This window comes from Thermosynechococcus sp. M98_K2018_005, assembly GCF_015295825.1.
Taxonomy (GTDB): domain Bacteria; phylum Cyanobacteriota; class Cyanobacteriia; order Thermosynechococcales; family Thermosynechococcaceae; genus Thermosynechococcus.
On the sequence record NZ_DVEH01000043.1, the window covers coordinates 17,516 to 39,681 of the forward strand.

At 53.7% G+C, this 22,166-nt stretch carries 24 protein-coding genes, 1 tRNA gene and 1 pseudogene; 10 read left to right on the forward strand and 16 right to left on the reverse strand.

Going from position 1 to position 22,166, the window contains the following annotated elements; genetic code table 11:
• Positions 1 to 15 precede the first annotated feature (15 nt).
• Genes IGQ15_RS05725 through IGQ15_RS05735 form a run of 3 tightly spaced genes read right to left on the reverse strand, consistent with a single transcriptional unit; the run spans position 16 to position 941 of the window.
• Entirely contained in the window at positions 16 to 495 is a 480-nt protein-coding gene (locus tag IGQ15_RS05725) for a CRR6 family NdhI maturation factor (protein ID WP_297049575.1), read from the reverse strand.
• Positions 496 to 516: 21 nt separating this feature from the next.
• Positions 517 to 759 carry a NifU family protein gene (locus IGQ15_RS05730; protein ID WP_297049579.1) on the reverse strand — a complete coding sequence of 81 codons (243 nt, stop codon included), beginning with the start codon at positions 757 to 759 and terminating at the stop codon, positions 517 to 519.
• 47 nt (positions 760 to 806) lie between these two features.
• Entirely contained in the window at positions 807 to 941 is a 135-nt protein-coding gene (locus IGQ15_RS05735) for a hypothetical protein (protein ID WP_297049582.1), read from the reverse strand.
• On the opposite strand from IGQ15_RS05735, the gene efp reads away from it, so the two are divergent.
• From efp to glnT, 4 genes are all read left to right on the forward strand, one after another.
• The gene (efp, locus tag IGQ15_RS05740) at positions 940 to 1,497 is read left to right on the forward strand and encodes an elongation factor P (RefSeq protein WP_297049585.1); all 558 of its coding nucleotides are present in this window, start codon (positions 940 to 942) and stop codon (positions 1,495 to 1,497) included. The genes IGQ15_RS05735 and efp overlap by 2 nt on opposite strands.
• 11 nt (positions 1,498 to 1,508) lie before the next feature.
• Entirely contained in the window at positions 1,509 to 1,988 is a 480-nt protein-coding gene (gene accB / locus IGQ15_RS05745) for an acetyl-CoA carboxylase biotin carboxyl carrier protein (protein WP_297049671.1), read from the forward strand.
• Positions 1,989 to 2,164: 176 nt separating this feature from the next.
• On the forward strand, positions 2,165 to 3,973 hold the full coding sequence (ilvB, locus tag IGQ15_RS05750) for a biosynthetic-type acetolactate synthase large subunit (protein ID WP_297049587.1): 1,809 nt from the start codon (positions 2,165 to 2,167) through the stop codon (positions 3,971 to 3,973).
• A gap of 72 nt (positions 3,974 to 4,045) precedes the next feature.
• Positions 4,046 to 5,356, forward strand: a complete 1,311-nt coding sequence (gene glnT / locus IGQ15_RS05755) for a type III glutamate--ammonia ligase (RefSeq protein WP_297049590.1) — start codon at positions 4,046 to 4,048, stop codon at positions 5,354 to 5,356.
• Here the strand turns inward: glnT and IGQ15_RS05760 are convergent.
• The 5 genes from IGQ15_RS05760 to IGQ15_RS05780 all read right to left on the reverse strand — a co-directional run bounded on the left by IGQ15_RS05760 (position 5,353) and on the right by IGQ15_RS05780 (position 10,941).
• Entirely contained in the window at positions 5,353 to 6,522 is a 1,170-nt protein-coding gene (locus tag IGQ15_RS05760; RefSeq protein ID WP_297049593.1) for a family 10 glycosylhydrolase, read from the reverse strand. The genes glnT and IGQ15_RS05760 overlap by 4 nt on opposite strands.
• A gap of 3 nt (positions 6,523 to 6,525) precedes the next feature.
• Positions 6,526 to 7,173, reverse strand: a complete 648-nt coding sequence (locus tag IGQ15_RS05765) for an ABC transporter ATP-binding protein (protein WP_297049596.1) — start codon at positions 7,171 to 7,173, stop codon at positions 6,526 to 6,528.
• 3 nt (positions 7,174 to 7,176) lie between these two features.
• Positions 7,177 to 8,445, reverse strand: a complete 1,269-nt coding sequence (locus tag IGQ15_RS05770; protein WP_297049600.1) for a dihydrolipoamide acetyltransferase family protein — start codon at positions 8,443 to 8,445, stop codon at positions 7,177 to 7,179.
• 67 nt (positions 8,446 to 8,512) lie between these two features.
• A complete protein-coding gene (locus IGQ15_RS05775) occupies positions 8,513 to 8,947 on the reverse strand; it encodes a YlqD family protein (RefSeq protein WP_297049604.1) in 435 nt (144 codons plus the stop codon).
• A 17-nt stretch (positions 8,948 to 8,964) separates the two neighbouring features.
• Positions 8,965 to 10,941 carry an AMP-binding protein gene (locus tag IGQ15_RS05780; protein WP_297049607.1) on the reverse strand — a complete coding sequence of 659 codons (1,977 nt, stop codon included), beginning with the start codon at positions 10,939 to 10,941 and terminating at the stop codon, positions 8,965 to 8,967.
• Positions 10,942 to 11,055: 114 nt separating this feature from the next.
• On the opposite strand from IGQ15_RS05780, the gene IGQ15_RS05785 reads away from it, so the two are divergent.
• The 3 genes from IGQ15_RS05785 (at position 11,056) to IGQ15_RS05795 (ending at position 12,161) form a co-directional block, all read left to right on the forward strand.
• Positions 11,056 to 11,652 carry a nucleoside triphosphate pyrophosphatase gene (locus tag IGQ15_RS05785; RefSeq protein WP_297049673.1) on the forward strand — a complete coding sequence of 199 codons (597 nt, stop codon included), beginning with the start codon at positions 11,056 to 11,058 and terminating at the stop codon, positions 11,650 to 11,652.
• Positions 11,653 to 11,717: 65 nt separating this feature from the next.
• The gene (gene rplS, locus IGQ15_RS05790; RefSeq protein WP_297049610.1) at positions 11,718 to 12,080 is read left to right on the forward strand and encodes a 50S ribosomal protein L19; all 363 of its coding nucleotides are present in this window, start codon (positions 11,718 to 11,720) and stop codon (positions 12,078 to 12,080) included.
• A gap of 8 nt (positions 12,081 to 12,088) precedes the next feature.
• Positions 12,089 to 12,161: transfer RNA gene (locus tag IGQ15_RS05795), tRNA-Trp, on the forward strand.
• Positions 12,162 to 12,380: 219 nt separating this feature from the next.
• Here IGQ15_RS05795 and hisH read toward each other — a convergent pair.
• Positions 12,381 to 13,034, reverse strand: a complete 654-nt coding sequence (hisH, locus tag IGQ15_RS05800) for an imidazole glycerol phosphate synthase subunit HisH (protein WP_297049613.1) — start codon at positions 13,032 to 13,034, stop codon at positions 12,381 to 12,383.
• A 28-nt stretch (positions 13,035 to 13,062) separates the two neighbouring features.
• The gene (locus IGQ15_RS05805; protein WP_297049616.1) at positions 13,063 to 13,674 is read right to left on the reverse strand and encodes a cation diffusion facilitator family transporter; all 612 of its coding nucleotides are present in this window, start codon (positions 13,672 to 13,674) and stop codon (positions 13,063 to 13,065) included.
• Between the two features lie 89 nt (positions 13,675 to 13,763).
• On the opposite strand from IGQ15_RS05805, the pseudogene IGQ15_RS12040 reads away from it, so the two are divergent.
• Positions 13,764 to 13,953: pseudogene (locus tag IGQ15_RS12040) on the forward strand (hypothetical protein); the annotation flags it as partial.
• A 115-nt stretch (positions 13,954 to 14,068) separates the two neighbouring features.
• The gene (gene fumC / locus IGQ15_RS05810; RefSeq protein ID WP_297049619.1) at positions 14,069 to 15,472 is read left to right on the forward strand and encodes a class II fumarate hydratase; all 1,404 of its coding nucleotides are present in this window, start codon (positions 14,069 to 14,071) and stop codon (positions 15,470 to 15,472) included.
• Here fumC and IGQ15_RS05815 read toward each other — a convergent pair.
• The 4 genes from IGQ15_RS05815 to psbB all read right to left on the reverse strand — a co-directional run bounded on the left by IGQ15_RS05815 (position 15,424) and on the right by psbB (position 19,897).
• The gene (locus IGQ15_RS05815) at positions 15,424 to 16,689 is read right to left on the reverse strand and encodes a dihydroorotase (RefSeq protein ID WP_297049622.1); all 1,266 of its coding nucleotides are present in this window, start codon (positions 16,687 to 16,689) and stop codon (positions 15,424 to 15,426) included. The two genes, fumC and IGQ15_RS05815, sit on opposite strands and share 49 nt — an antisense overlap.
• A 3-nt stretch (positions 16,690 to 16,692) precedes the next feature.
• Positions 16,693 to 18,045 carry a histidine phosphatase family protein gene (locus IGQ15_RS05820; protein ID WP_363315799.1) on the reverse strand — a complete coding sequence of 451 codons (1,353 nt, stop codon included), beginning with the start codon at positions 18,043 to 18,045 and terminating at the stop codon, positions 16,693 to 16,695.
• Between the two features lie 201 nt (positions 18,046 to 18,246).
• Positions 18,247 to 18,345 carry a photosystem II reaction center protein T gene (locus IGQ15_RS05825; protein WP_011057371.1) on the reverse strand — a complete coding sequence of 33 codons (99 nt, stop codon included), beginning with the start codon at positions 18,343 to 18,345 and terminating at the stop codon, positions 18,247 to 18,249.
• Between the two features lie 19 nt (positions 18,346 to 18,364).
• Positions 18,365 to 19,897, reverse strand: a complete 1,533-nt coding sequence (gene psbB / locus IGQ15_RS05830) for a photosystem II chlorophyll-binding protein CP47 (RefSeq protein WP_297049625.1) — start codon at positions 19,895 to 19,897, stop codon at positions 18,365 to 18,367.
• 189 nt (positions 19,898 to 20,086) lie between these two features.
• On the opposite strand from psbB, the gene IGQ15_RS05835 reads away from it, so the two are divergent.
• Positions 20,087 to 20,413 (forward strand): 2Fe-2S iron-sulfur cluster-binding protein, encoded by a 327-nt coding sequence (locus IGQ15_RS05835; RefSeq protein WP_297049629.1) that lies wholly within the window; start codon positions 20,087 to 20,089, stop codon positions 20,411 to 20,413.
• A gap of 4 nt (positions 20,414 to 20,417) precedes the next feature.
• On the opposite strand, the gene IGQ15_RS05840 is transcribed toward IGQ15_RS05835, so the two are convergent.
• Positions 20,418 to 21,545, reverse strand: coding sequence for a DUF4350 domain-containing protein (locus IGQ15_RS05840; RefSeq protein WP_297049633.1), 1,128 nt, complete (start codon positions 21,543 to 21,545; stop codon positions 20,418 to 20,420).
• Positions 21,542 to 22,165, reverse strand: a complete 624-nt coding sequence (locus IGQ15_RS05845) for a DUF4129 domain-containing protein (protein ID WP_297049636.1) — start codon at positions 22,163 to 22,165, stop codon at positions 21,542 to 21,544. The genes IGQ15_RS05840 and IGQ15_RS05845 overlap by 4 nt, the downstream gene beginning before the upstream one ends.
• Between the last annotated feature and the right edge of the window lies 1 nt (position 22,166).

Genomic DNA, 22,166 nt, shown 5'->3' on the forward strand with positions numbered 1-22,166 from the left:
CCAATAATTAATTATTTATTGCAGCAGCGCAAAAAGCTCACTATCCAGCTCATAACCAAACATGGCAGCCATTCCCTTAATCTTTTCAGCCGCAGGATACCCCTGCCCCTGAAGCCACTGCCAAAGGGTAAACACCTTGGCCATGACAAAAATATCAAGGGCTTGGGGGTTGAAGATAATGCCCTGCTGTGGATGAAATTCGTGGGGCACGAGCATTGCCCCATAACGCACTAGTTCTCCCGCTGACCAATCCAGTAAATAGGGTAGCCATGGGTAGCAGACATCAGCACGAATGAACCAAAGGCGCACGGGTGGCAATTCCGAAAGTTCTAGATCAGGTTCATCCGCTGGGCGGGGATAGTTAATCGTAAAACGCAGCGCTTGGTGATGATCTAGAAGCCGCTGCTCTGCCATCAGGGGGTCAAGGACATGTTGCAGGGGGGATAAGTCCAGACGATCAATCTGATCTGGGGCTAACTCGATCGCGATCGCCACTCTTTATCTCTCCCCAGCAGCCTAAAGAACCTGCTGGACTTCAGCAATCTCTGGAATGGATTCCTTTAACTTGCGCTCAATACCCATGCGCAGCGTCATCGTCGAACTAGGGCAAGAACCACAGGCACCCTGTAAGCGCAGTCGTACCACAGGCCCTTCAATTTCCACAAGTTCGACATTACCGCCATCGGCCATTAAATAAGGGCGGAGTTCATCAAGGACTTTTTCGACGTTTTCTTGACTCAATTCAAGGGTTGCAGCCATGGTTACTGTTTTTGGCATATCCTTCACATTAATCTTCAGTTTAGCATTTAGCGGGGCGATCGCCCTTTGGGAATTCCAAGGGGTGCCAATGGATCTGGCTCTAGGGAAATCTGCTCAACAGTGTTAGGAACGGCAACGCTCAAGGATACAATAATAGCTTGGTGAACTGCACGGTAGGACATGATTTCCAGTAATGATTTTCGCCCCGGTGTAAGTATTGAGTTGGATGGTGCTGTCTGGCGAGTCGTCGAATTTTTGCACGTCAAACCCGGTAAAGGCTCAGCCTTTGTGCGAACAAAGCTAAAGAATGTGCAAACGGGCAACGTGATTGAGCGCACCTTCCGCGCCGGCGAGACCGTTCCCCAAGCCACTCTTGAAAAACGCACCATGCAGCATACCTACAAAGATGGCGAAGACTATGTCTTTATGGACATGGAAAGCTATGAGGAGGCTCGCCTCACGCCCGCACAAATCGGCGATCGCGCCAAGTATCTCAAAGAAGGGATGGAAGTCAATATCGTCAAATGGGGTGAGCAAGTCCTTGAGGTGGAGCTACCCAACTCCGTTGTTTTAGAAGTGGTGCAAACCGATCCGGGGGTTAAAGGGGATACTGCCACTGGTGGCTCGAAACCCGCTATTGTCGAAACCGGTGCCCAAGTCATGGTACCGTTATTTATCTCCGTAGGCGAGCGGATTCGCATTGATACTCGCTCAGATACGTATCTTGGCCGCGAATAGGAGTAATGGGTGTGGAGCTTGACCTCAACCAAGTACGCGAATTGCTACTAATGTTTGATCAAACCAGCGTCACCGAACTCAACCTTAAGAGTGGCGAACTGGAACTTCAACTCCGCAAGCGTGAGCAGATCAGTGGCAGCACCCCCGTGGTTGTGGCTCCAGCTCCTGCATCAACCGTCACGCCCACACCTGTGTCCCCTCCAGCCGTGACCCCCGATCCGGAACCAACGCCACCCCCCGCCAACCGTAAAACCGTGGACATTGTGGCGCCAATGGTAGGCACCTTTTATCGTGCCCCCGCTCCCGATGAACCCCCCTTTGTCGAAGTGGGCGATACCGTCAGAAAAGGCCAAGTGGTTTGCATCATTGAAGCCATGAAGCTGATGAATGAAATTGAAGCCGAAGTGAATGGCCAAGTGGTGGAAATTCTGGTGCAAAATGCTGAACCAATTGAGTATGGTCAAACCTTAATGCGCATTTTACCTAACTAAATCAACAGCGTTCTTTCGTCAAAGAGAGGCAGGTCCTAATTGCAAAGATATGTTAAGCATTGAGGAGTTTAAGGCCAAGAATTCAATGCTTTCAAGCCTTTGCGCTCTTGCCGAGACCCTAATTGAAAAACTAGAATTTAGAAACATTTACCACCACTGCCTGACGAGGTTGGCCTGTGCAAGCAACTGGAGCATACATTCTTATTGATACCCTATGCCGTCACGGCGTTAAGCATATTTTTGGCTATCCTGGTGGAGCAATTTTACCGATTTACGATGAACTGTACCGTGCTGAGTCAAAGGGAATCATTCAGCACATTCTGGTGCGCCACGAACAGGGGGCAGCCCATGCCGCTGACGGCTACGCTCGTGCCACAGGTCAAGTGGGGGTGTGTTTTGGTACTTCAGGGCCGGGGGCGACGAACTTAGTTACAGGCATTGCCACAGCCCACATGGATTCAATTCCACTGCTGGTGATCACAGGTCAGGTGCCCCGCTCCGCCATTGGTACCGATGCCTTTCAGGAAACCGATATCTTTGGCATTACGCTGCCGATTGTCAAGCACTCCTATGTGGTGCGCGAAGCCAAGGATATGGCACGGATTGTTGCGGAGGCCATTTACATTGCCACCACTGGCCGGCCAGGACCTGTGCTCGTGGATATTCCCAAGGATGTCGGCCTAGAAGTCTGTGAGTATGAACCGATCGAGCCGGGGCAGGTCAAGCTGCGGGGCTATCGTCCCACGATTCGCGGCAATGCCCGTCAAATTGCCCAAGCGGTTCAATTGATTCGTGCGGCCAAGCGACCCTTGCTCTATGTGGGGGGCGGTGCGATTACAGCGGGTGCTCACGAGGAGGTGCTTAGGTTAGCCGAGCTATTCCAGATTCCTGTGACAACAACGCTCATGGGTAAGGGGGCGTTTCCTGAGTCCCATCCCCTCTCTGTGGGTATGTTGGGGATGCATGGCACCGCCTATGCCAACTTTGCCGTCAGTGAATGTGATCTATTGATTGCCGTGGGGGCGCGGTTTGACGATCGCGTGACTGGTAAGCTGGATGAATTTGCCTCCCGCGCTAAGGTGATTCACATTGACATTGATCCTGCCGAAGTGGGCAAAAACCGCGTGCCTGATGTGCCGATTGTTGGCAGCGTTAAACCAGTGCTCCAGCAACTCCTCAAGCACATTGAAGACAGTGGTGAAGCCGTTGAACCCGCCACCCAAGCGTGGCTCGAGCGCATCAAGGTCTGGAAAGAGGACTATCCCCTCGTCGTGCCGCAGCCCAGTGGTGAACTCTCGCCCCAAGAGGTGATTGTTGCCTTTGGTCGCCATGCACCTGATGCCTACTACACGACTGATGTGGGTCAGCACCAGATGTGGGCGGCGCAATTCCTGAAAAATGGCCCTCGGCGTTGGATTTCCAGTGCCGGCTTGGGCACGATGGGCTTTGGCATGCCCGCAGCAATGGGGGTGAAGGTGGCACTACCCGATCAACAGGTGATCTGTATTAGTGGCGATGCCAGTTTTCAAATGAATTCCCAAGAGTTGGCCACATTGGCTCAGTATGGTATTGCTGTCAAGACGGTCATTATTAACAATTTTTGGCAGGGAATGGTGCGCCAGTGGCAGCAGGCCTTTTACGAGGCGCGTTATTCCCATTCCAATATGGCCAAGGGGATGCCCGATTTTGTGAAATTGGCGGAGGCCTACGGGGTTAAGGGGTTGCGGGTGAGCGATCGCCACGATTTGGATGCGATTGTCCAAGAAGTCTTGGCCTACGATGGCCCAGTGCTACTGGATGCCCATGTTACCCGCGATGAAAATTGCTACCCGATGGTTGCCCCCGGCAAGGCCAACTCGCAAATGCTGGGGCTGCCGGAACGCAAGGTGCTCGAAAAGGCTGCCGAATTGATCTACTGCGCCAACTGTGGGGCAAAAACTATCTCTAGCCATCGCTTCTGTCCGGAGTGCGGCAGTAAGCTCTAGAAGGCCTCCCCCCTTGACTTCATAAGGGATCCGCTTATACTGTGACCAATCCTTTTGGGTGATCGTGTGTTTATGTCGGAGTCCCTTGCTGCCTACGCTGACGCCCACGGCATTACCTATTTTCTGATCTCATTTACTGATTTATTGGGCGTACAACGCGCGAAACTGGTTCCCGCAGCGGTGGTGGATCGCATGGCCGCAGGACAAGCGGGGTTTGCAGGATTTGCGGCTTGGCTAGAGATGACCCCCGCCGATGCCGATGTCCTTGCAGTCGGCGATCGCCAGTGCGTGTTTCCCTTGCCTTGGAAGCCGGAGGTGGCATGGATGCCGGCCAATTTACTCCAAGGGGATAACACCCCCCTGAAACAAACCCCCCGTTGGGTGCTACAACAGGTGCTGCAGCAGGCGACAGACTTAGGCTTTCGTCCCCGCACAGGTGTTGAGTGTGAGTTTATGCTCCTGAGTGCGGACGGTCAGAGCCTTTCCGATGCAGCCGATACTCAGGCGAAGCCCTGCTATGACCAACTGAGCCTGATGCGCCGCTTTGAGGTGATCCGCGATATTTGCGATGGGATGCAGACCCTCGGCTGGCAACCCTACCAAAATGACCATGAAGACGCCAACGGCCAATTTGAAATGAATTGGCTTTTTGATGATGCCTTGGTAACCAGCGATCGCCACGCCTTCTTTAAGTACATGGTCAAAAGTATTGCTGAACTCCACGGCTACCGTGCCACATTTATGCCCAAGCCCTTTGAGCACCTGACGGGTAATGGCTGCCACATGCACCTCTCCCTTTGGGATCTGGAGGGGAAGATGAATCTCTTTCATGATGATCAGGGGGAGTTGGGGCTATCGGCTATCGCCTACCACTTCATTGCCGGTGTCTTGGCCCACGGTGAAGCCCTCTGTGCCTTTACCTCTCCAACCGTCAATTCCTATCGTCGTCTCAGTGCCCCTGTGACTCTTTCTGGTGCCACTTGGTCTCCCAGCACCCTGACCTACACCCGCAATAACCGCACCCATGCGATTCGGATTCCCGATTCTGGACGCTTTGAACTGCGCCTAGCCGATGGCGCCGCGAACCCCTACTTGCTCACGGCAGCCGTGATTGCCGCTGGCTTGGATGGCATTGTTAACAAGCTTGAGCCGGGGCCACGCTACGACAACAATAGCTACACCGACCCGCTGCCGCAGGGAACTGCCAAGGAAGTGCCGCAAAATCTGATGTTGGCCTTAGAAGCCCTGGATCGGGATCCCCTCTTTCGCGAGCGCCTCGGCAGTGAGTGTGTGGATGCCTACCTCAAACTCAAATCCCGAGAATGGGAAGAGTTTCGTCATCGAGTGACCCCCTGGGAGCGCGAAACCACCCTTGACTGTTAAGCCTTCGGGCAAGTCTGGCCAAAGAATCGCCTCGGCAGGGGCTGGCGAAAATGAAAGAGGATTGTACTTTGGCGGCGATCGCGGGGTTCCGGCGCCCGTTCCCACAGCGTCTCAAAGGAGAAAAAGGACACCCCCAGTCCCGATCGCAGCGCAGCTTCTACCTTGGCATCCACCAGTTCAATGGGCACAGGGCTGGTACGTAGCCCCGTGAGGACACCAACGGCAGTGGGAATTTTGGCTTGGGCGTGGAGCATCTCCGGCTGAGTCAACTGCTGCACAAAGCTGGGAAGATTGTAGCGATAGACTTGCACAATCACTTCATCAAGGAGTCCGAGGGCGACCCACTGCGGCCAATCTTGGAGAAATGTTTGGTAGGCGGTGGGCAATGTGGTCGGTGAGACGGAAAAAATGGCATTGGGAAATTCTTGCTTTACCTGCTGCCGCAACGTTTGCACAAAGGCAGTGAGTTTGTCGGCACGCCAGCGCATCCAGTCCGGATCACGGGGATTATCGGGAACGGGCTTTTGCGTTTCCCGCTGATAGAGGGCACGGGTGTAGGGATCGTAGCCAAACTCCACGGGCAGGCTGAGGTGGTCATCAAACTGTACACCATCCACTGGATACTGCCGCAGCACCTCAAGGACAATACTCGTGAGAAAGGCTTGTACCTGCGGATGAAAGGGATTGAGCCACGCCACTTCCCCGGCCGCCGTTAAGCGAGTGGTTTGACCATTGACCCCTTGGGTGAGCCAGTCCGGATGGCCAAGGGCGAGTTCTGAGGTTTCTGGCACCATGAAGCCAAATTCGAACCAAGGAATGACCAACAGATTGCGGCAGTGCGCCTGCTGTGTGAGTTCCCCGAGAATGTCGTAGTCTTGGATTCCCCGCAGTACAAAGGGCTGAATTCCCAGATTCCTTGCCGTGGCACTGGGGAAACTGACATAGCCAGAGTTCCAAACAACGGGGTAGAGGGTGTTGAAGTTCAGCCGCTGTAAATCATTGAGGGTTGCTTCCAACCGAGGGCGATCGCGCAGGATCGGTAAATCATTGGTTGTCAGCCAGACGCCGCGAATCAGCGTTGAGTTTTGCGCCTGTACTGGCCAAATCGTCCAACACAAACTCCAACAGAAGAGAAAGAACAACAGCCAAACGCGACGATGCAGCATAGGTTACAACGCCACTGGACGGAGATGTCCTGACTCTAGGAGCAAAATTTGCGTACAGACTGTGCGTAAAAATGCAGGGTCATGGCTAACGATGATGCCGGAGGTGGTATCCGCCTGCAAAAACTCGATCAACGTGCCACAACTCCGCTGATCCAAAAAGGCCGTGGGTTCATCATAGAGAATCAACTGCGGCTGCATGGCTAAAATGCCCGCGATCGCCACCATGCGTTGTTCTCCTCCCGACAGTTGATGGGGCACACGATCGGCCAAATGCTGAGTGCCGGTCATGGCCAAGGCTTGATGCACTCGCTGCCGCACCTCTGCGGTCGGACAGCCCAAGTTTTCAGGACCAAAGGCGACATCCTCGGCTACGGTAGCCCCAATTAACTGATCCGCTGGATGTTGCAGCACAACCCCCACTGCTGGTTGAAACTGTCCAGCCACCACTGACTGCCCCAAGCAGGTGATCGTTCCCCGCTGTGGCTTGAGAACAGCAGCACAGAGAAGCAGGAGTGTGGTTTTGCCCGAACCATTGTCACCAATGATGCCAAGGCGATCGCCCCTTTGCACCGTGAGATTAATCCCTTGGAGTAGTGAGGGGGTTGACCCATAGCCAAAATGGAGATCCCTGATTTCCAGCAGGGCAGTCACAGTTTAGAGCGTCAGTGCTTGGGGATTGGTTTCAATCAGTTTCGCCAAATCCTGAAGGAAAGCAGCAGCATCGGCACCATAGATCACGCGGTGATCACAGGTGATATTCACCTTCATCTGCCGTTTTACCCCCAGCAGGCCATCCTCTGTGGCAACCACCGTCGGGCGGGACGCCCCCACCGCCATAATAGCCCCTTGACCGGGCGTGAGAATGGCATCAAAGGAGTCAACGCCAAACATCCCGAGGTTTGAGAGGCTAAAGGTGCCCGTGCTGTACTCATCGGGTTGCAGTTGCTTGGCGCGTGCCCGCTCCACTAAGTCTTTCCAAGTGCGCGAGAGGCTGTAGATGTCAATTTGATCAGCGTTCTTCAGCACCGGTGTAATCAGACCCCCCCCCGGCATCGCCACAGCCACAGCAATGTTAATGTCGCGACGGTATTGAATCCCTTGCTCCGTGTAATAGGCATTCATAATTGGGTGTTTTTGCAATGTCAAGGCGATCGCCTTGGCAAGGAGTGCTGTCATTGTCACCCCTTTTGATTTGATTTGCTGGTACAGCCGATCCAAGGCATCCGTTGTAATCGTGTAGGCCACATGAAAGTCGGGAATGCCAAGGCTGGCCACCATATTCCGCACAACGGCATTTTGTAGCGTTGTCAGGGGCACCAAATCCTCCTTGGCCCCAACCGGAGCAGTAGCGGCTGTGGGGACAGGGGGTGTTGCTCCTGGTGCGACGGCGGTTGCAGGCGCAGCAATCAAGGCTTCCACATCGCCGGCGGTAATCCGACCATTGGGGCCAGTGCCCTTGAGGGTTTGCAAATCAATGTTGTGTTCCTTAGCCAATTTGCGGGCACGGGGGGAAGCAATCACTCGCCCAGGAGTTGCAGCGACAGGGCTGGCGGGAGCAGACACTGCCACAGGAGCCGTTGCGGAGCCATTACTCGTGGCTGCAGCGGGAGTCGAGGCCGTTGCCGTAGAACTCGTAGCCACCCCAAGGGACTTGGCCTTTGCCTCTGCTTCAGCAATTTCTGCTTCTGTTTCTGCTACGAGGCCAATGGTGGAACCGACGGGTGCCACTTCGCCAGCAGGCACGGTAATCACCGCCAAATAACCGTCGTAGAAGGACTCCACATCCATATCGGCCTTGTCGGATTCCACAATCAGCACGGTTTCCCCTTTGGCCACCTTATCCCCGGGAGATTTCACCCAAGAGACAATTTTCCCTTCGGTCATGGTGGAGCTGAGGGCGGGCATGAACAGTTCACGAATCATAGAGGCTGCTATCCTTGGTTGGCAATCGAGAGGGAGTCAAATTCACCAAAAAATGAAAGGTAAAAGCTTAGAGCGTGCCGCGAATTTCTTCGATGACGCCATTGCGCAGGAGAATCTCCACCTGCATTTTTTGGATCAGGTTGTCTCCTTTGGTGACATAGAAAAAATTATCCACTTGACCTTGATCCACTTCCTGACCCATTTCTAGGCGTTGCACCTGATCCAATTGTTGAAGAATCAGATTTTTTTGCTGCAACAGTTGTGACTTTTGGTTGTTGGCTTGCCCTTGAACCTCTTGAATGCGGGCAGAGACCACATCCGCTGCTTCATTACTTTTGCGCAGTTCGTCAATCACTTGCTGCAATTGAAAATCCAACTGTTGAATTTGGTTATCCACTTGATTTAGTTGTGCCTGAAGCTGCCTTTGGGCATCGTCTTTCCACTCGGGAGTGACGATTGCTTTCACCATAATTTGGCGCCGCAAGAGCAGTTTAGTATCCATAGGGTCTGTCATGGAGATTACTCAAACATGGCGTTAATCATATCGCGGTAGCGATCGCTCACGACATGACGGCGAATTTTTAGGGTTTGGGTCAAAAGACCATTCTCTATCGTAAAGGGTTCGAGGACAAAGCGAAATGTGGCAATGCGATCATTTGGGCTATAGCCAGGGCGATTTTGCACTTCCCGCAGCAGTTCTTGGCGGTAGAGATCAATAATCACTTTGCTCTCTAGCGTCACCAGTTCACCCGTGCCCGCCGCTGCCGGTCGGTTCGGCAACTCCAGTCGGTAACCCTTGGCAACCACCCACTGCTCCAGAGCGTCTAAATTGGGCACAATTAGGGCACCAAGGGCTTTTTGATCCTGTCCCACCAGCATAATTTGATCAATATAGGCGCTGCGGACACAGGCATCCTCAATGGGCTGCGGTTCAATATTTTCACCGTTGCTGAGAACAATCGTGTCCTTCTGCCGCCCCGTCAGCACCAGATCCCCATTGGGGGTGAGGTAGCCCAAGTCCCCAGTGTCAAACCAGCCTTCAGCATCCAGCACTTTGGCAGTGGCCTCCGGTTTGTTATAGTAGCCGCGCATCACCTGTGGCCCTTTGGCCATCACCAGTCCTTTTTGGCCAAACTCAACGGGGGCTTTAGTTTCTGGATCCACAATCTTAATCGCGGTATCGGGAATAGGACGACCAGCGGATCCCCGAAGATTCGCCCAAGAGCGGCGAGCGGTCAGGACCACAGCCGTTTCTGTAAGGCCATAGCCCACCAGTACTTCTAGGTTAATGACTTCATAGAATGTGTCCAAATGGGGGGCAAGGGCACCGCCACCACTAATCACCTGTTTAATCTCACCGCCCGTGGCTTCACGAATTTTGCTATAGACGCGCTTCTCCCCCAGTTCGTAGAGGGGCTTGAGGAAAAAGGTTTGCAGACGGGCAACAAATTTTTGCCAACCGCTGGGATGGGGGTTGGTCAGACTGAGACCAGTGAGCAGTCGCCGTTGCAGGACATATTGCTGGCCAACACTGAGGAAAAACCGGGCAAGACGCCGCTTTGTGGCCGGGGCATCGCGCAGTTGCTTTTGCACCCCTTCATAAAATCCTTCCCAGATACGGGGTACGGCAATCATGTAGTGGGGCTTACACCGTTTTAAGTCGTTCTTGAAGTGACGGAGGTTAGTATAGGTTTGGCTACAGCCACAGGCAAAGAGAAAGTACTCGACCACCCGTTCGTAGGCATGCCAAATGGGCAAGATACTAAGGATGCGATCGCCCACCTGGGGTTGCACAATTGCCCAGAGATTGACGATTTGACTCAGCAGCCCCCCATGGGTAACCATCACGCCCTTGGGTTGACCCGTGGTACCAGAGGTGTACATCAGAGTTGCCAAGTCATTGGGGGTAATGGCTACTGCTCGCACTGTGCCATATTGGCCTTCCGTAAAGACTTGACCAAAGTTCAAGAGCCGCAGGGGAAAATGCGCCAGTTCTGGGGGTTCTGCACTTAGGAGGACAACGGTTTGCACCCGTGTCTCTGCTAAACCCTCTTGAAGTTTGTGCAAGGTGGCCAAGTTTTCAATCAGCAGCAGGGTTGAACCACTATCGCGCAAAATGTAGAGAAGTTCTTGAGCCTCTGCGGTACCACTGCGCACCACATTAATGGCACCGGCCATCATACTGCCTTGATCGGCAATCAGCCAGCGGGGACTATTGTCAGCAAATAAGGCCACGCGATCGCCAGGAGCGACACCCAGCGCTTGTAGGCCAGCAGCAAAACGTTGAATGCGTTGATAGAGTTCACTGTAGGTAATGCGAGTCGGAGGGTCTTCGTAGGGAGCATCAAGAGCCACCACGTCCCCATGACGTTGTGCCAATAGGGGCCAAATCTCCGGCAGCGACTGGAGTGTTTTGTAGGGCAAAAAGTGATCGGGTAAGGGCGCATCTTGGGGTAGCCCGCCGGGGGGAGTGTAGGTGTAGGCGGCACTCGTCATTGGTTTGGCTCCAGATGCAACACCTAAAATAATAAGCCCTCAATCGGACACCTCATTCAGCTTTAATGATTTCAATATGAGATCATGAAGACTGGTTGCCTCAAACACAGCGCTATGGTGCCCTTTGTCCTTGCCTCGGCGTCCCCTGCCCGCCGCCAATTGCTGCAACAAATTGGTATTGATCCAATCATTCAACCCAGTTACTTTGATGAGTCAGTGATTCAGGCAACAACGCCGACAGAACTGGTGCGGCTACTGGCACGGTGTAAAGCAGAAACGGTGGCTCAGAGTCATTCAGCTCCCGCCTTAATTTTGGGCTGTGATTCTGTCTTAGTTCTTGGCGGTGAAATTCATGGTAAACCAGCCTCGCCAGAGGTGGCGATCGCCCGCTGGCAACAAATGCGCGGTCAAACGGGAGAATTGCTGACAGGCCATGCCTTGATTGATTTGGCACAGGGGCGCACCTGTGTTGAGGTGGAGTCCACCCAAGTCGTTTTTGCCGATATTAGCGATGCCGAAATCGCCACCTATGTCGCTTCTGGTGAACCCCTTGCCTGTGCTGGTGGTTTTGCCCTCGATGGCCAAGGTGGTGCCTTTGTCGAGAAAATTGTCGGGACTCCTAGTAATGTCATTGGCTTGAGCTTGCCCCTACTGCGGCGGATGCTGCTGAGCTTGGGATACACCCTTGGCGATGTGCAAGGGAAGAAATGAAAAACTGGCCTAGACAAGTCTAAATACTTAGGGTATGCTAAGAGATTGCGAGTTAAGGAACTGTCATGAACGCCCAAGACATTATTCGCTCGATTGAAGCGGAGCACATGAAGGCTGACTTGCCCGTGATTCATGTGGGCGATCGCGTTCGGGTCGGAGTCAAAATTCAAGAAGGCGGTAAAGAGCGTGTCCAACCCTACGAAGGGGATGTAATTGCCATGCGCAACACGGGCATTAACCGCACCATTACTGTGCGCCGTGTCTTTCAAGGAGTGGGCGTTGAGCGCGTCTTTTTGCTACATTCGCCACGAATTGATAGTATAAAAGTAATCCAGCGGGGTAAAGTCCGCCGTGCTAAACTCTACTACCTGCGCAACCTTATGGGTAAAGCTTCGCGCATCAAAGCACGGTTTGATCGCTCTCTGTAAACAGCCTTGCGTCCTTAGTTCAGTTGGTAGAACGTCGGTCTCCAAAACCGGATGTCGGGGGTTCGAGTCCTCCAGGGCGCGTTAATTAAATCAATACTACAACTGTCTCAAGTCTCAAGAGAGCTAAAGATCGACCGTGCCCAGCGATTTGGCATACAAGTTTCCACCATTAGTTAGGCCCTCAACCAGAGGGGCATCACCCGAAAAAAATAGATGCGTATCAACGGCAGCTCCAGAAATGGGTAGAGAGCCATGGGGAGGAAACGGTGGTGTGTATCGATTATTGTACTGAATAATATTTCATCCTTTATTGGAATAGCTACACTGATGTGTGACCAAAGTAACAAAGTTGCGCAGAAGTTGCAAGCCGACCTTACCCGACTTTTCAGGGTGAAATTGACAAGCAAAGACGTTGTTGCGGGCGATCGCGGCTGTAACAGTTTGCTGACCATGACGGACGGTTGCAGCCACTAGCTCTGGATTATCAGGGGCCACAAAGTAGGAGTGGACAAAATATACCCAAGGGGTTGGCGGTAAATCCTGCCAGAGGGGACAGGCGGATTGGGTCAAGGTCAGTTGGTTCCAGCCCATGTGGGGGATTGTGAGGCCGGGTTCAGACTGAAAGCGTTTGACTTTACCTGCAAAAATACCAAGGCCGGGTTCTGTTCCCTCTTCACTGCCTTCAAAGAGGACTTGCAGGCCAAGGCAAATCCCCAAAAAGGGCATCCCCTGCTGAATCACCTGCTGAATGACAGGCACCAGTTCCCGCTCGTGGAGATGAGTCATGGCTGGGTCAAAGGCACCCACACCGGGGAGTACTACAGCATCAGCAGCTAAAATGTCACGGGGGCGATCGCTCACTAGGGGCGTTGCCCCCACCACATCAAGGGCTTTACTAACGGAATGCAGATTGCCCATATCGTAGTCAATGATGGCGATCGCTGGTGCGCTCACAGGAGACTTCCCCAAAAAGTAACCCTACTTATTCTACAGGGGTGTTCATCGCCGCTTGCCGTGCATCCCGCACAATGCGAATCCCTCCCCAAAGAACGAGGCTGGCAATGCCAAAGCCCACCATCAAATCGGGATAAGGGGATTGAAAGAGGGCGACCAGTCCGCCGGCAATCATTACACTGACATTAGCAATCACGTCATTTTGGGTAAAAATCCAACTGGCGCGCATGTGCACCTCCCCTTGCCGATGTTTGGCAATTAAGTAAAGGCAGTAGCCATTGGCCACCAGTCCAAGGAAAGCGATCGCCATCATCCAATCAGCCTCTGGCGCACTACCTGCTGTAAAGCGACGGATCACGTCCCCCAAAATTAAAACTGCAAGGGTCATCTGAAAAAGACCACTCAGAACTGCCGCACGGGTTTTGTGCCTTGGAGAACGCCCCGCAGCATAGAGGGAGAGGCCATAGACCAGAGCATCGGCAAGCATATCAAGAGAATCAGCAATCAACGCTGTGGAATGAGCCAGGATGCCGCTACCCAACTCCACAAGAAACATCGCTAAATTCACAAGAAGTACGATGCGCAGGGTTTTACGCTCCGCTGCATTTTTTACTTCAATGTGGCAACCACAATCGGACATTTGCTTTTCCCAAATACGTTTTAGAATAGCTCCTCCCCCAAGGAAGGCACTCAAAATTGAAAGATTAACTTTGATACCCTCCAATGCCAGTGGTTGTTGATGCAAGTCGCAATGACGAAGCGTGTGATGCCATCATTAGCCTAGATCGGCGCTGCAATCTGCTGTACGTTGTCTTCATTGAGCGTGAAGATATTATTTAATATTATTCAGATCATCTCGGCTCGCAGAGCAACGCGCCGGGAACAGGAATACAGAGTGACACAACATTGTCTGCATTAATTGCAAGCCTCAAGCGTCATGGTGTCAGCGATGCAGTCCTTCAAGACGCACTCCAGGAAGGGATTGGCAGTTAGTTGGGATAATTCTCTAGTAACGATTGGGTGAATAGCTCTGAATGACAACTGCAACTCGCATAGAATACGATTCCTTGGGTGCCATTGAGGTGCCAGCGGACTGCTATTGGGGTGCCCAGACGGCGCGTTCCCTCAAATATTTTCCTATTGGTAGCCTGCGGATGCCCCTAGAGGTGATCCATGCCATGGCACGGCTAAAAAAGGCGGCAGCGATCGCCAACCGCGATTTAGGGGTTTTAGCTGCGGATAAGGCGGCATGGATTATTCAAGCTGCCACTGAAGTCATTGAGGGACGCTGGGATGATCAGTTTCCCCTCTCCATTTGGCAGACGGGCAGCGGTACCCAAACCAATATGAATGTGAATGAGGTGATTGCCAACCGTGCCATTGAACTGGCAGGGGGCACTAAGGGGAGCAAAACTCCGATCCACCCCAATGACCATGTGAACTGTAGCCAGTCTTCTAATGACACCTTTCCGACGGCAATGCATGTTGCCACAGTGATTGAGCTTCAGGAGCGACTGCTGCCGATGCTGCGGCACTTACTGGCGGTATTGCAGGAAAAAGTGACGGCCTTTGCTGACATTATTAAAATTGGGCGCACTCACTTGATGGATGCGGTGCCTCTAACCCTTGGTCAAGAATTCTCGGGTTATGCCAGTCAAATCGCTGCCTGTCAAGCCCATATTGAGTACACATTACAGCATCTCTATCCCCTCGCCATTGGTGGTACAGCAGTGGGTACGGGTCTCAATGCCCCCCCCGGCTTTGGCGATCGCGTGGCAGCGGAATTGGCAGCTATGACGGGGTATCCCTTTTGCAAGGCAGAAAATCCCTTTGCCGCCTTGGCAGCCCATGATCCCTTGGTGATGCTCAGTGGTGCCCTAAAAACATTGGCCGCAGCAATGATGAAAATGGCCAATGATATTCGTTGGTTGGCCTCAGGCCCCCGTTGTGGTTTAGGAGAACTGATCTTACCTGCCAATGAACCGGGGTCGTCGATTATGCCGGGCAAGGTCAACCCCACCCAATGCGAAGCCCTGACGATGGTGTGTGTGCAGGTGATGGGCAATGATGCCGCAGTGGGGATAGCCGGCAGCCAAGGAAATTTTGAACTGAATGTTTTTAAGCCCCTGATCATTCACAATGTGCTGCGCTCGATTGAACTTCTGAGTGATGCCGGTGAAGCCTTTACCCAGTTTTGCCTTGTGGGCATTGAACCCAATCGGGAGCAAATTCAGCGCCATCTGCAGCGATCGCTGATGTTGGTGACGGCCTTGAACCCCCACATTGGCTACGACAAGGCAGCAGCAGTCGCGAAAAAAGCCTACAGCGAAGGTCAAACCCTGAAGGAAGCAGCGGTGGCATTGGGGTACCTCACGGCTGAGGAGTTTGATCAGTGGGTGCGGCCAGAGTTGATGCTAGGCGAAAAGGGCACCAGTTGACCCCGCAGGGATTGCTGCCAAAAGGGCGTATTGCTGGCGCGCGATCGCAGGCTTTGGTGCGTCACTGTCCAGATCACGGTTGGATCAAAGAGAACAAAGTGGCGACTGTGCAGTTCGAGGCGGGGTGGCTCAATGCCCAAAATCCGCGCCGGTGCCGTACTGAGGGCGTGCCACAGATCAACGGCACTCAGGTATTCCTTGGCAACGAGCTCCTGCCAGAGGGCGGGTAGGGCTAATTCGAGGCCAATGGCACCGGGGAGTGCCTCGGCAAAGGAAACCATTTTTTCTTCATAGAGCAAGGGGGTGTGGTCAATGGCGATCGCCTCAATGACCCCCGTTTTGAGTCCTTCAATCAGCGCTTGGCGATCGCGGGCCGTCCCTAGGGGTGGCTCAAGGCGGAGATTTGGATCGTAACTAACTAAATCCTCAACCCCAAAGACCAAATGTAGCCACGACACACTGGCACTGACCCCTGCGGGCTTGTCCTTAGCGAGAATCTCGACACTGCGAGCGGTTGACAGACGCATGAGGTGAATTGGGGTTGAGACGGTGCGTGCCAATTCCAAAATCGCCAATAGGGGAATGGTTTCACAGCAGACGAGTTGCTCCACCAATCCCAGACGAGTGGCTACGCCACTTTGCCGCGCCACCCCATTTGCCGCCAAGGCCGGATCAAAGGGCCAAAGGGCAACGGGTTTTCCAAAGGGTTGGAGATAGGTTAGTGCCCGCTGCACCAAGGGCCAATGGGTCAACCCTCGGTCATCACAAAAGCCAACCACGCCACTGGCCGCCAGTTCGGCTAAATCCGTCAGTGCCGTCCCCTTGCATCCTTGGGTGAGTGCACCCCAAACCCGTACCTGTGACCAAGCGGTGGGCGGTATCTGCCGTTGTAATGCTTGCCAAAGGGCAGGATCATCAATCACGGGTTCCGTGGTGGGCAATAGGGTTAAATGCTGCACCCCTCCGGCAGCAGCAGCCGCCAAAAGGCTGTCTAGGGTTTCTCGCGCTTCATAGCCCGGCTGACCACTGTGGCTGTAGAGATCCACCAAGGGTGGTGCCAAAACCCAATCACTGGCTGGGATGATTTCTACATCAGCGGGCACCTCCGCCGGAGCGATCGCCACCAGTTGATCCTCTGCAAGCAGCACATCCGCGCGTTGATCTTGGCGGTTGACCGGATCTAGCAGCCGCACCTGTTGCAACAGTCGCCACACCATGGACTACAAGGCTCCTGCCGCCGTCCGATCCAGCACGCCCCCCAAATGGGTGGTGATATTCACTGCCTGCAATCGCGGCAGACCGCCCTTGAGGGGATAGTCAATCACCGTAACGCTGCCATTCCCCTGCTTAAAGAGCCAGAAGTTTTCAATGCCCAAGCCAACAATGTGGCAGAGCAAGATCTTATTAGTAGCATCGTGAGCCACAACCAAAACATTGTGGGGGGTGGGAGCATTGGTTTGCCAGCGTTTCAGCCACTCTTCCCACGCCTTAACGACGCGATCGTGCACCTGTTGGAGGTTTTCCCCATTGGGCATTTGCACAAGGGCAGGGGTTGTCCGCCAGCGTTCCAGTTCCCCCGGATAGGCTGCCTCCACCTCCAGTTCAAACTTGCCCTCCCAATCACCATGGCTAATCTCCGCAAGGGCTGGTTCTAGCTCTAGCTGCACACTAGGGTGGTACTGCAAAATCGCCAAAGCCGTATCCTTGGGACGCAGTAGAGGACTACTCAAGGCATGGTGAAAGGGCACCTCCTTGAGGAACTCGGCCACCGCCGCCGCTTGGGCACGGCCATTTTCATTGAGGGGCACATCTATTTGCCCTTGGAAGCGTCCCTCGCGATTCCAATCCGTTTCACCGTGGCGGACGAGAAAGATGCGCAGCGTTTGCTCCTTGAAGCGGGGCTGTGGAAAGGGATCATTGAGATGGCTCGTGAGATTAAGAGCCTCCAGTTGGGCCGGTTGCCGCAAGCCGTTGCTGAAATTTAAGACACTAATGCCGCCATTGGCCTGCTGGAGCCGCAAATAGCCCTTGACCCCCAAGCCGAGACCCGTGCAAATCAGGGCACGGTTCATACCGCTGTGACCGACAATGACAATCGTTTCATTTTCGTGAGCCGTCAGCAGTGCTTCTAAGACCATGCCCGCGCGATCGTAGAGATCTAATAGCGGGAAAAACTCCTCGGTTTGACCACTCTCCGTGGTGATTTTCATCATCAAGGTTTCTGGGGCTTCCTGCCAGCGCCGATAGTCCTCTGGAAACCGTGCCTTCACTTCAGCAAAGGGCAGATCTTCCCAAGCAGGCAGCGCAATCTCTTTGAGTAAATCAAGGGAATGGGGTGGCTTGAGTTGCGGATCTTGGAGCTGAGCATGGATGCCCTCTGCGGTTTCCTTTGCCCGTTTCAGGGGACTGGTGTAAATCTTGCGGATGGGAATGCCCCGCAGGGCGAGACCCACTTGGGCTGCCATCCAACGACCGCGTTCCGTGAGCGAAGAGGCATCACTGTGACCTTGCACCCGCTCTTGGACATTAAACGTGCTTTCACCGTGGCGGACAATAATGACTCGGGTACTCAGAGGTTTCTCCTTAGCGATTGACAGACAACAAGCTTGGCCGTCCCACTATGCCATAAAGACTGTACCAGAAACCGTGGCTTCGAGAGCGAAAGATTCAGGAATCGGCGGGCATCATCCCCCTGGACATCAGATAAAAATCAAAAAACCGACCGCAGGGGCGATCGGCAAGTATTAAAGACCTATTCGCTGATGGGTCAGAGGCTACTTCTTAGTGATCCGAGGAGGCTCACGGAAGAAGATGGCAAAGAAGAACAACGCGATAATGCAGGCAAAGATGAAAACGTAGGTGATGGTTTCCATAGTAGTCCCCTAGGAATGACTAGACAGCTTCTTTGCGACGAGTGGTGACATCGCCCACTTTTTGGTAGAAGCCCCATTCCACTTGCTCCGGCGACAGTTCGGGATCAATCCCAGAGAAGACATCGCGGAACAGCGTACGGGCACCATGCCAAATGTGACCAAAGAAGAAGAGCAAAGCAAACACCGCATGGCCGAAGGTAAACCAGCCACGGGGACTGGTGCGGAAAATCCCGTCGGAGTTGAGGGTGTCCTTGTCGAATTCAAAGATCTCACCGAAGATAGCTTTACGGGCATAGCTCTTGACGGTGGGTGGATCGGTGAAGGTTTGGCCGTTCAATTCACCACCGTAGAAGCTGACGGTAACGCCTTGTTGCTCAAAGCTATATTTCGCCTCAGCACGACGGAAGGGAATGTCGGCTTTGACAACGCCATTCTTGTCGGTGAGAATGACGGGGAAGCTTTCAAAGAAGTTGGGCATGCGACGAACAAAGAGTTCTTCACCCTCTTTGTTACGGAAGACAGCATGGCCTTTCCAAGCTTGGGCAATCCCATCCCCTTTGTTCATCGGGCCAGTACGGAAGAGACCACCTTTCGCGGGGTTATTGCCAATGTAATCGTAGAAGGCCAGTTTCTCTGGGATGGCTGACCAAGCCTCTTCAAGCGTGGCGCCACTGGCGAGGGAGGCCTGCACGCGGCGGTTAATTTCCTGTTGGAAGTAGCCACTGTCCCACTGATAGCGAGTCGGCCCAAAGAGTTCAATGGGCGTGGTGGCACTGCCATACCACATCGTGCCGGCAACGACAAAGGCAGCAAAGAAGACAGCGGCAATACTGCTGGAGAGTACCGTTTCGATATTCCCCATGCGCAGAGCTTTGTAAAGCCGTTGGGGTGGACGCACCAGCAGGTGGAATAAACCAGCAATAATACCGACAATGCCTGCGGCGATATGGTGAGCAACCACACCACCGGGGTTGTAGGGATTAAAGCCATCGGGTCCCCATTCGGGGGCAACAGGCTGAACACTGCCCGTCAAGCCATAGGGGTCAGAGACCCACATCCCAGGACCAAAGAGGCCCGTCAGGTGAAAAGCACCAAAGCCAAAGCAGAGTAAACCGGCAAGGAACAGGTGAATGCCAAACATTTTCGGCAAGTCGAGGGCAGGCTCACCGGTGCGAGGATCGCGGAAGAGTTCGAGATCCCAATAGACCCAGTGCCAGCAGGCCGCCAAGAACAACAGACCTGACAGGACGATGTGAGCTAGGGCAACCCCCTCAAAGCTCCAGAAACCGGGGTCAATCCCCGTTTCGCCAGTAATACTCCAACCGCTCCAAGACCCCGTGACCCCCAACCGTGCCATGAAGGGCAACACAAACATTCCCTGTCGCCACATTGGGTTGAGAACTGGATCACTGGGATCAAAAATAGCTAGCTCATAAAGAGCCATCGACCCTGCCCAACCGGCGACCAATGCCGTGTGCATCAGGTGGGCCGCAATCAACCGCCCTGGATCGTTGATCAGGACAGTGTGGACTCGGTACCAGGGTAGTCCCATTGACTACGCTCCTCCTATACAAAAATTTAGCGTTTGCATGAACAAATTTTATTAAGCAGCCGGATCACGGTAACAACCGCTTCCCTACTAAGAGTTTAACGGCCAATTTACCCGTAACTTCAGCTACGGTTGGGCAGTTTTTCTGCCAAAATGAGAATGTATTAAGAATGGTAACTAGCGTAGGTTCCTATGGCAAGCAAAACTGAATTTGTGGCCACAAATATTAAGTTTGTTAACGAAAACAAAGAAATTATTGCTGCCAACGGTGCGAATCTGCGCTTAAAAGCAATGGAAGCGGGGGTTGACCTCTACACCCTCAAGGGCAAGCTCTTTAATTGTGGGGGCTATGGTCAGTGTGGCACCTGTATGGTTGAGATTGTCGAGGGCATGGAAAATCTCTCCCCTCGCACGCCAGTGGAAGAACGCAAGCTCCGCCGTAAGCCAGAGAATTATCGCTTGGCTTGCCAAACCCTTGTCAATGGACCAGTGTGTGTGAAGACAAAGCCCAAAGGCTAGATCATCAGACAGCCCTTTCCAGAGCCTGTAGGACCCTGCCAGCCTGCTCTAGCCATTTGAGTAACTGAGAATCATCAATGCTTTGGTGCATACTGAGGAGGTCTTGCAGGGAGTCGGGCGATCGCCCCGTTGCTATTTGCCACGCTTGAATGAGTTCTGCATCCCTAGGCAGATGGTGAGGATTGGTGGCAAGGCCGAGTTGATTGGCCAAATCATAGCGGAAGCGATCTTGAAGCTGTTCTAGGACAAACTGCCGCTGCCGTGCCCGCTGCAGAACGCCTGCGAGGGCTTCAATGTAGGCAGCACTATTACTGGCGACAGGTTCTTTTTCCAATAGGGGCGGGCCAAAATGTTGACTTTGCTGCCATAGCAAAAAGAGAAGCAAGAGGGCGAATTGTAGCCCCACAGCCAACCAAGGGGTACGACTAAAGTAGTCGAAGAGGGTTTGAGGCACTGTCTCACTGACCCCCTCCTCTGGAGTGCGTTGGCGGTAGCCGTGCAGCCATTCATCAAAGTATATCGTTGCCCCCGGTTCAGCCACCTCCTGCAAGAGCTGAGCCACAACCGCAAAGTTGGCAAGGCCCGTTTCGCCGCCATAGACATTGGCTACCAACCAAGGATAGACGCCAAGGACGCGCTGTTCATGGTTATGGAGACTGTGGGTGTATTTGAGATAGACAATCAAACCGTGATCATCCTTGAGGAGGGGGCGATCGCCCTGCTGGAAAGGAACGCGGCGGCGCGTTTCAATCAAGACATTGCCCTGAGGCGTTGAGAGCCGTTCCTCAAAGGGGGCGGCGGTGGGTTCACCATGCCAGTAGAAGCGCACTAGCGTATTGCCCTGAGCCAGCCACTCCTCAAGGGACGGTGGCCAGCCGATGGGGCGACCACTAATCTGAATAAGAATGTGCCCTTTGCCCTTGAGGTTGTTATAGTTCCGCTGCCAGCGCTCCACCCGAAACTCCTGCTGCTCTAGGTAGGTATAAAACTGCTGGGTGCCCCAAGGGGAGGAATCAAAGGAGGAGCCAGCGCGGCTACTGGGAGCCACCACCAAAATCAGGAGGCCAACCACCAACAGCACAAGGACAGCGAAGCCGAGGAAGAACCACTGGCGACGGTTGATCGCGATCATTGCTGGCGCTCCCGCAGGAAGGGTTCCACCTCAAAATAGGCGGCTTGACAGGTGGCTAGGGTTTGGGCATCCACCGCCTCGGCCCCATAGTAACTGCGGCTGTGAACTTGAAAGAGGTGCTGAATACTCCGCCGCACGGCTGGCGATCGCTCCCCCAGTTGAAAGAGCCGCTCCAATTCCCGCAGGTAGTCGCTATTGGTCCAGTGGGTCTGAAGCCGCAGCCAGCCCGCCTCCTGCAACCGATAGAGCAAAGCCATGTAAAGAGCACGGCAGGCCCCCCGGTAGTCCCCCGCCAATTGTAGGTTTTGGGCGAGTTCTAACCATTCCCGTACGGGTTTGGGTCGCTCCTCATGGGTAGAAACGAGTGTTGCTGAGGAGGATCGCGATCGTCCCTGCCACCATCGCCACAGACTGCGCCCTAGAAAATACAGGGCGAATCCAAGGCCAACCAGCAAGACCCCCTGAAAGAACCAGCGTAGCCATGCCTCTAAGGAGGGGGAGTCCTCCCAAAACGGCTCCGTTTGCTGGCGAAAGAGTTGGAGAAAGGTGTACTCAAGGGATTCAGCCAATTGTCGCCACTGGCGATCGCCCTGCCAGCGCAGATCATCGAAAAAGGTCACT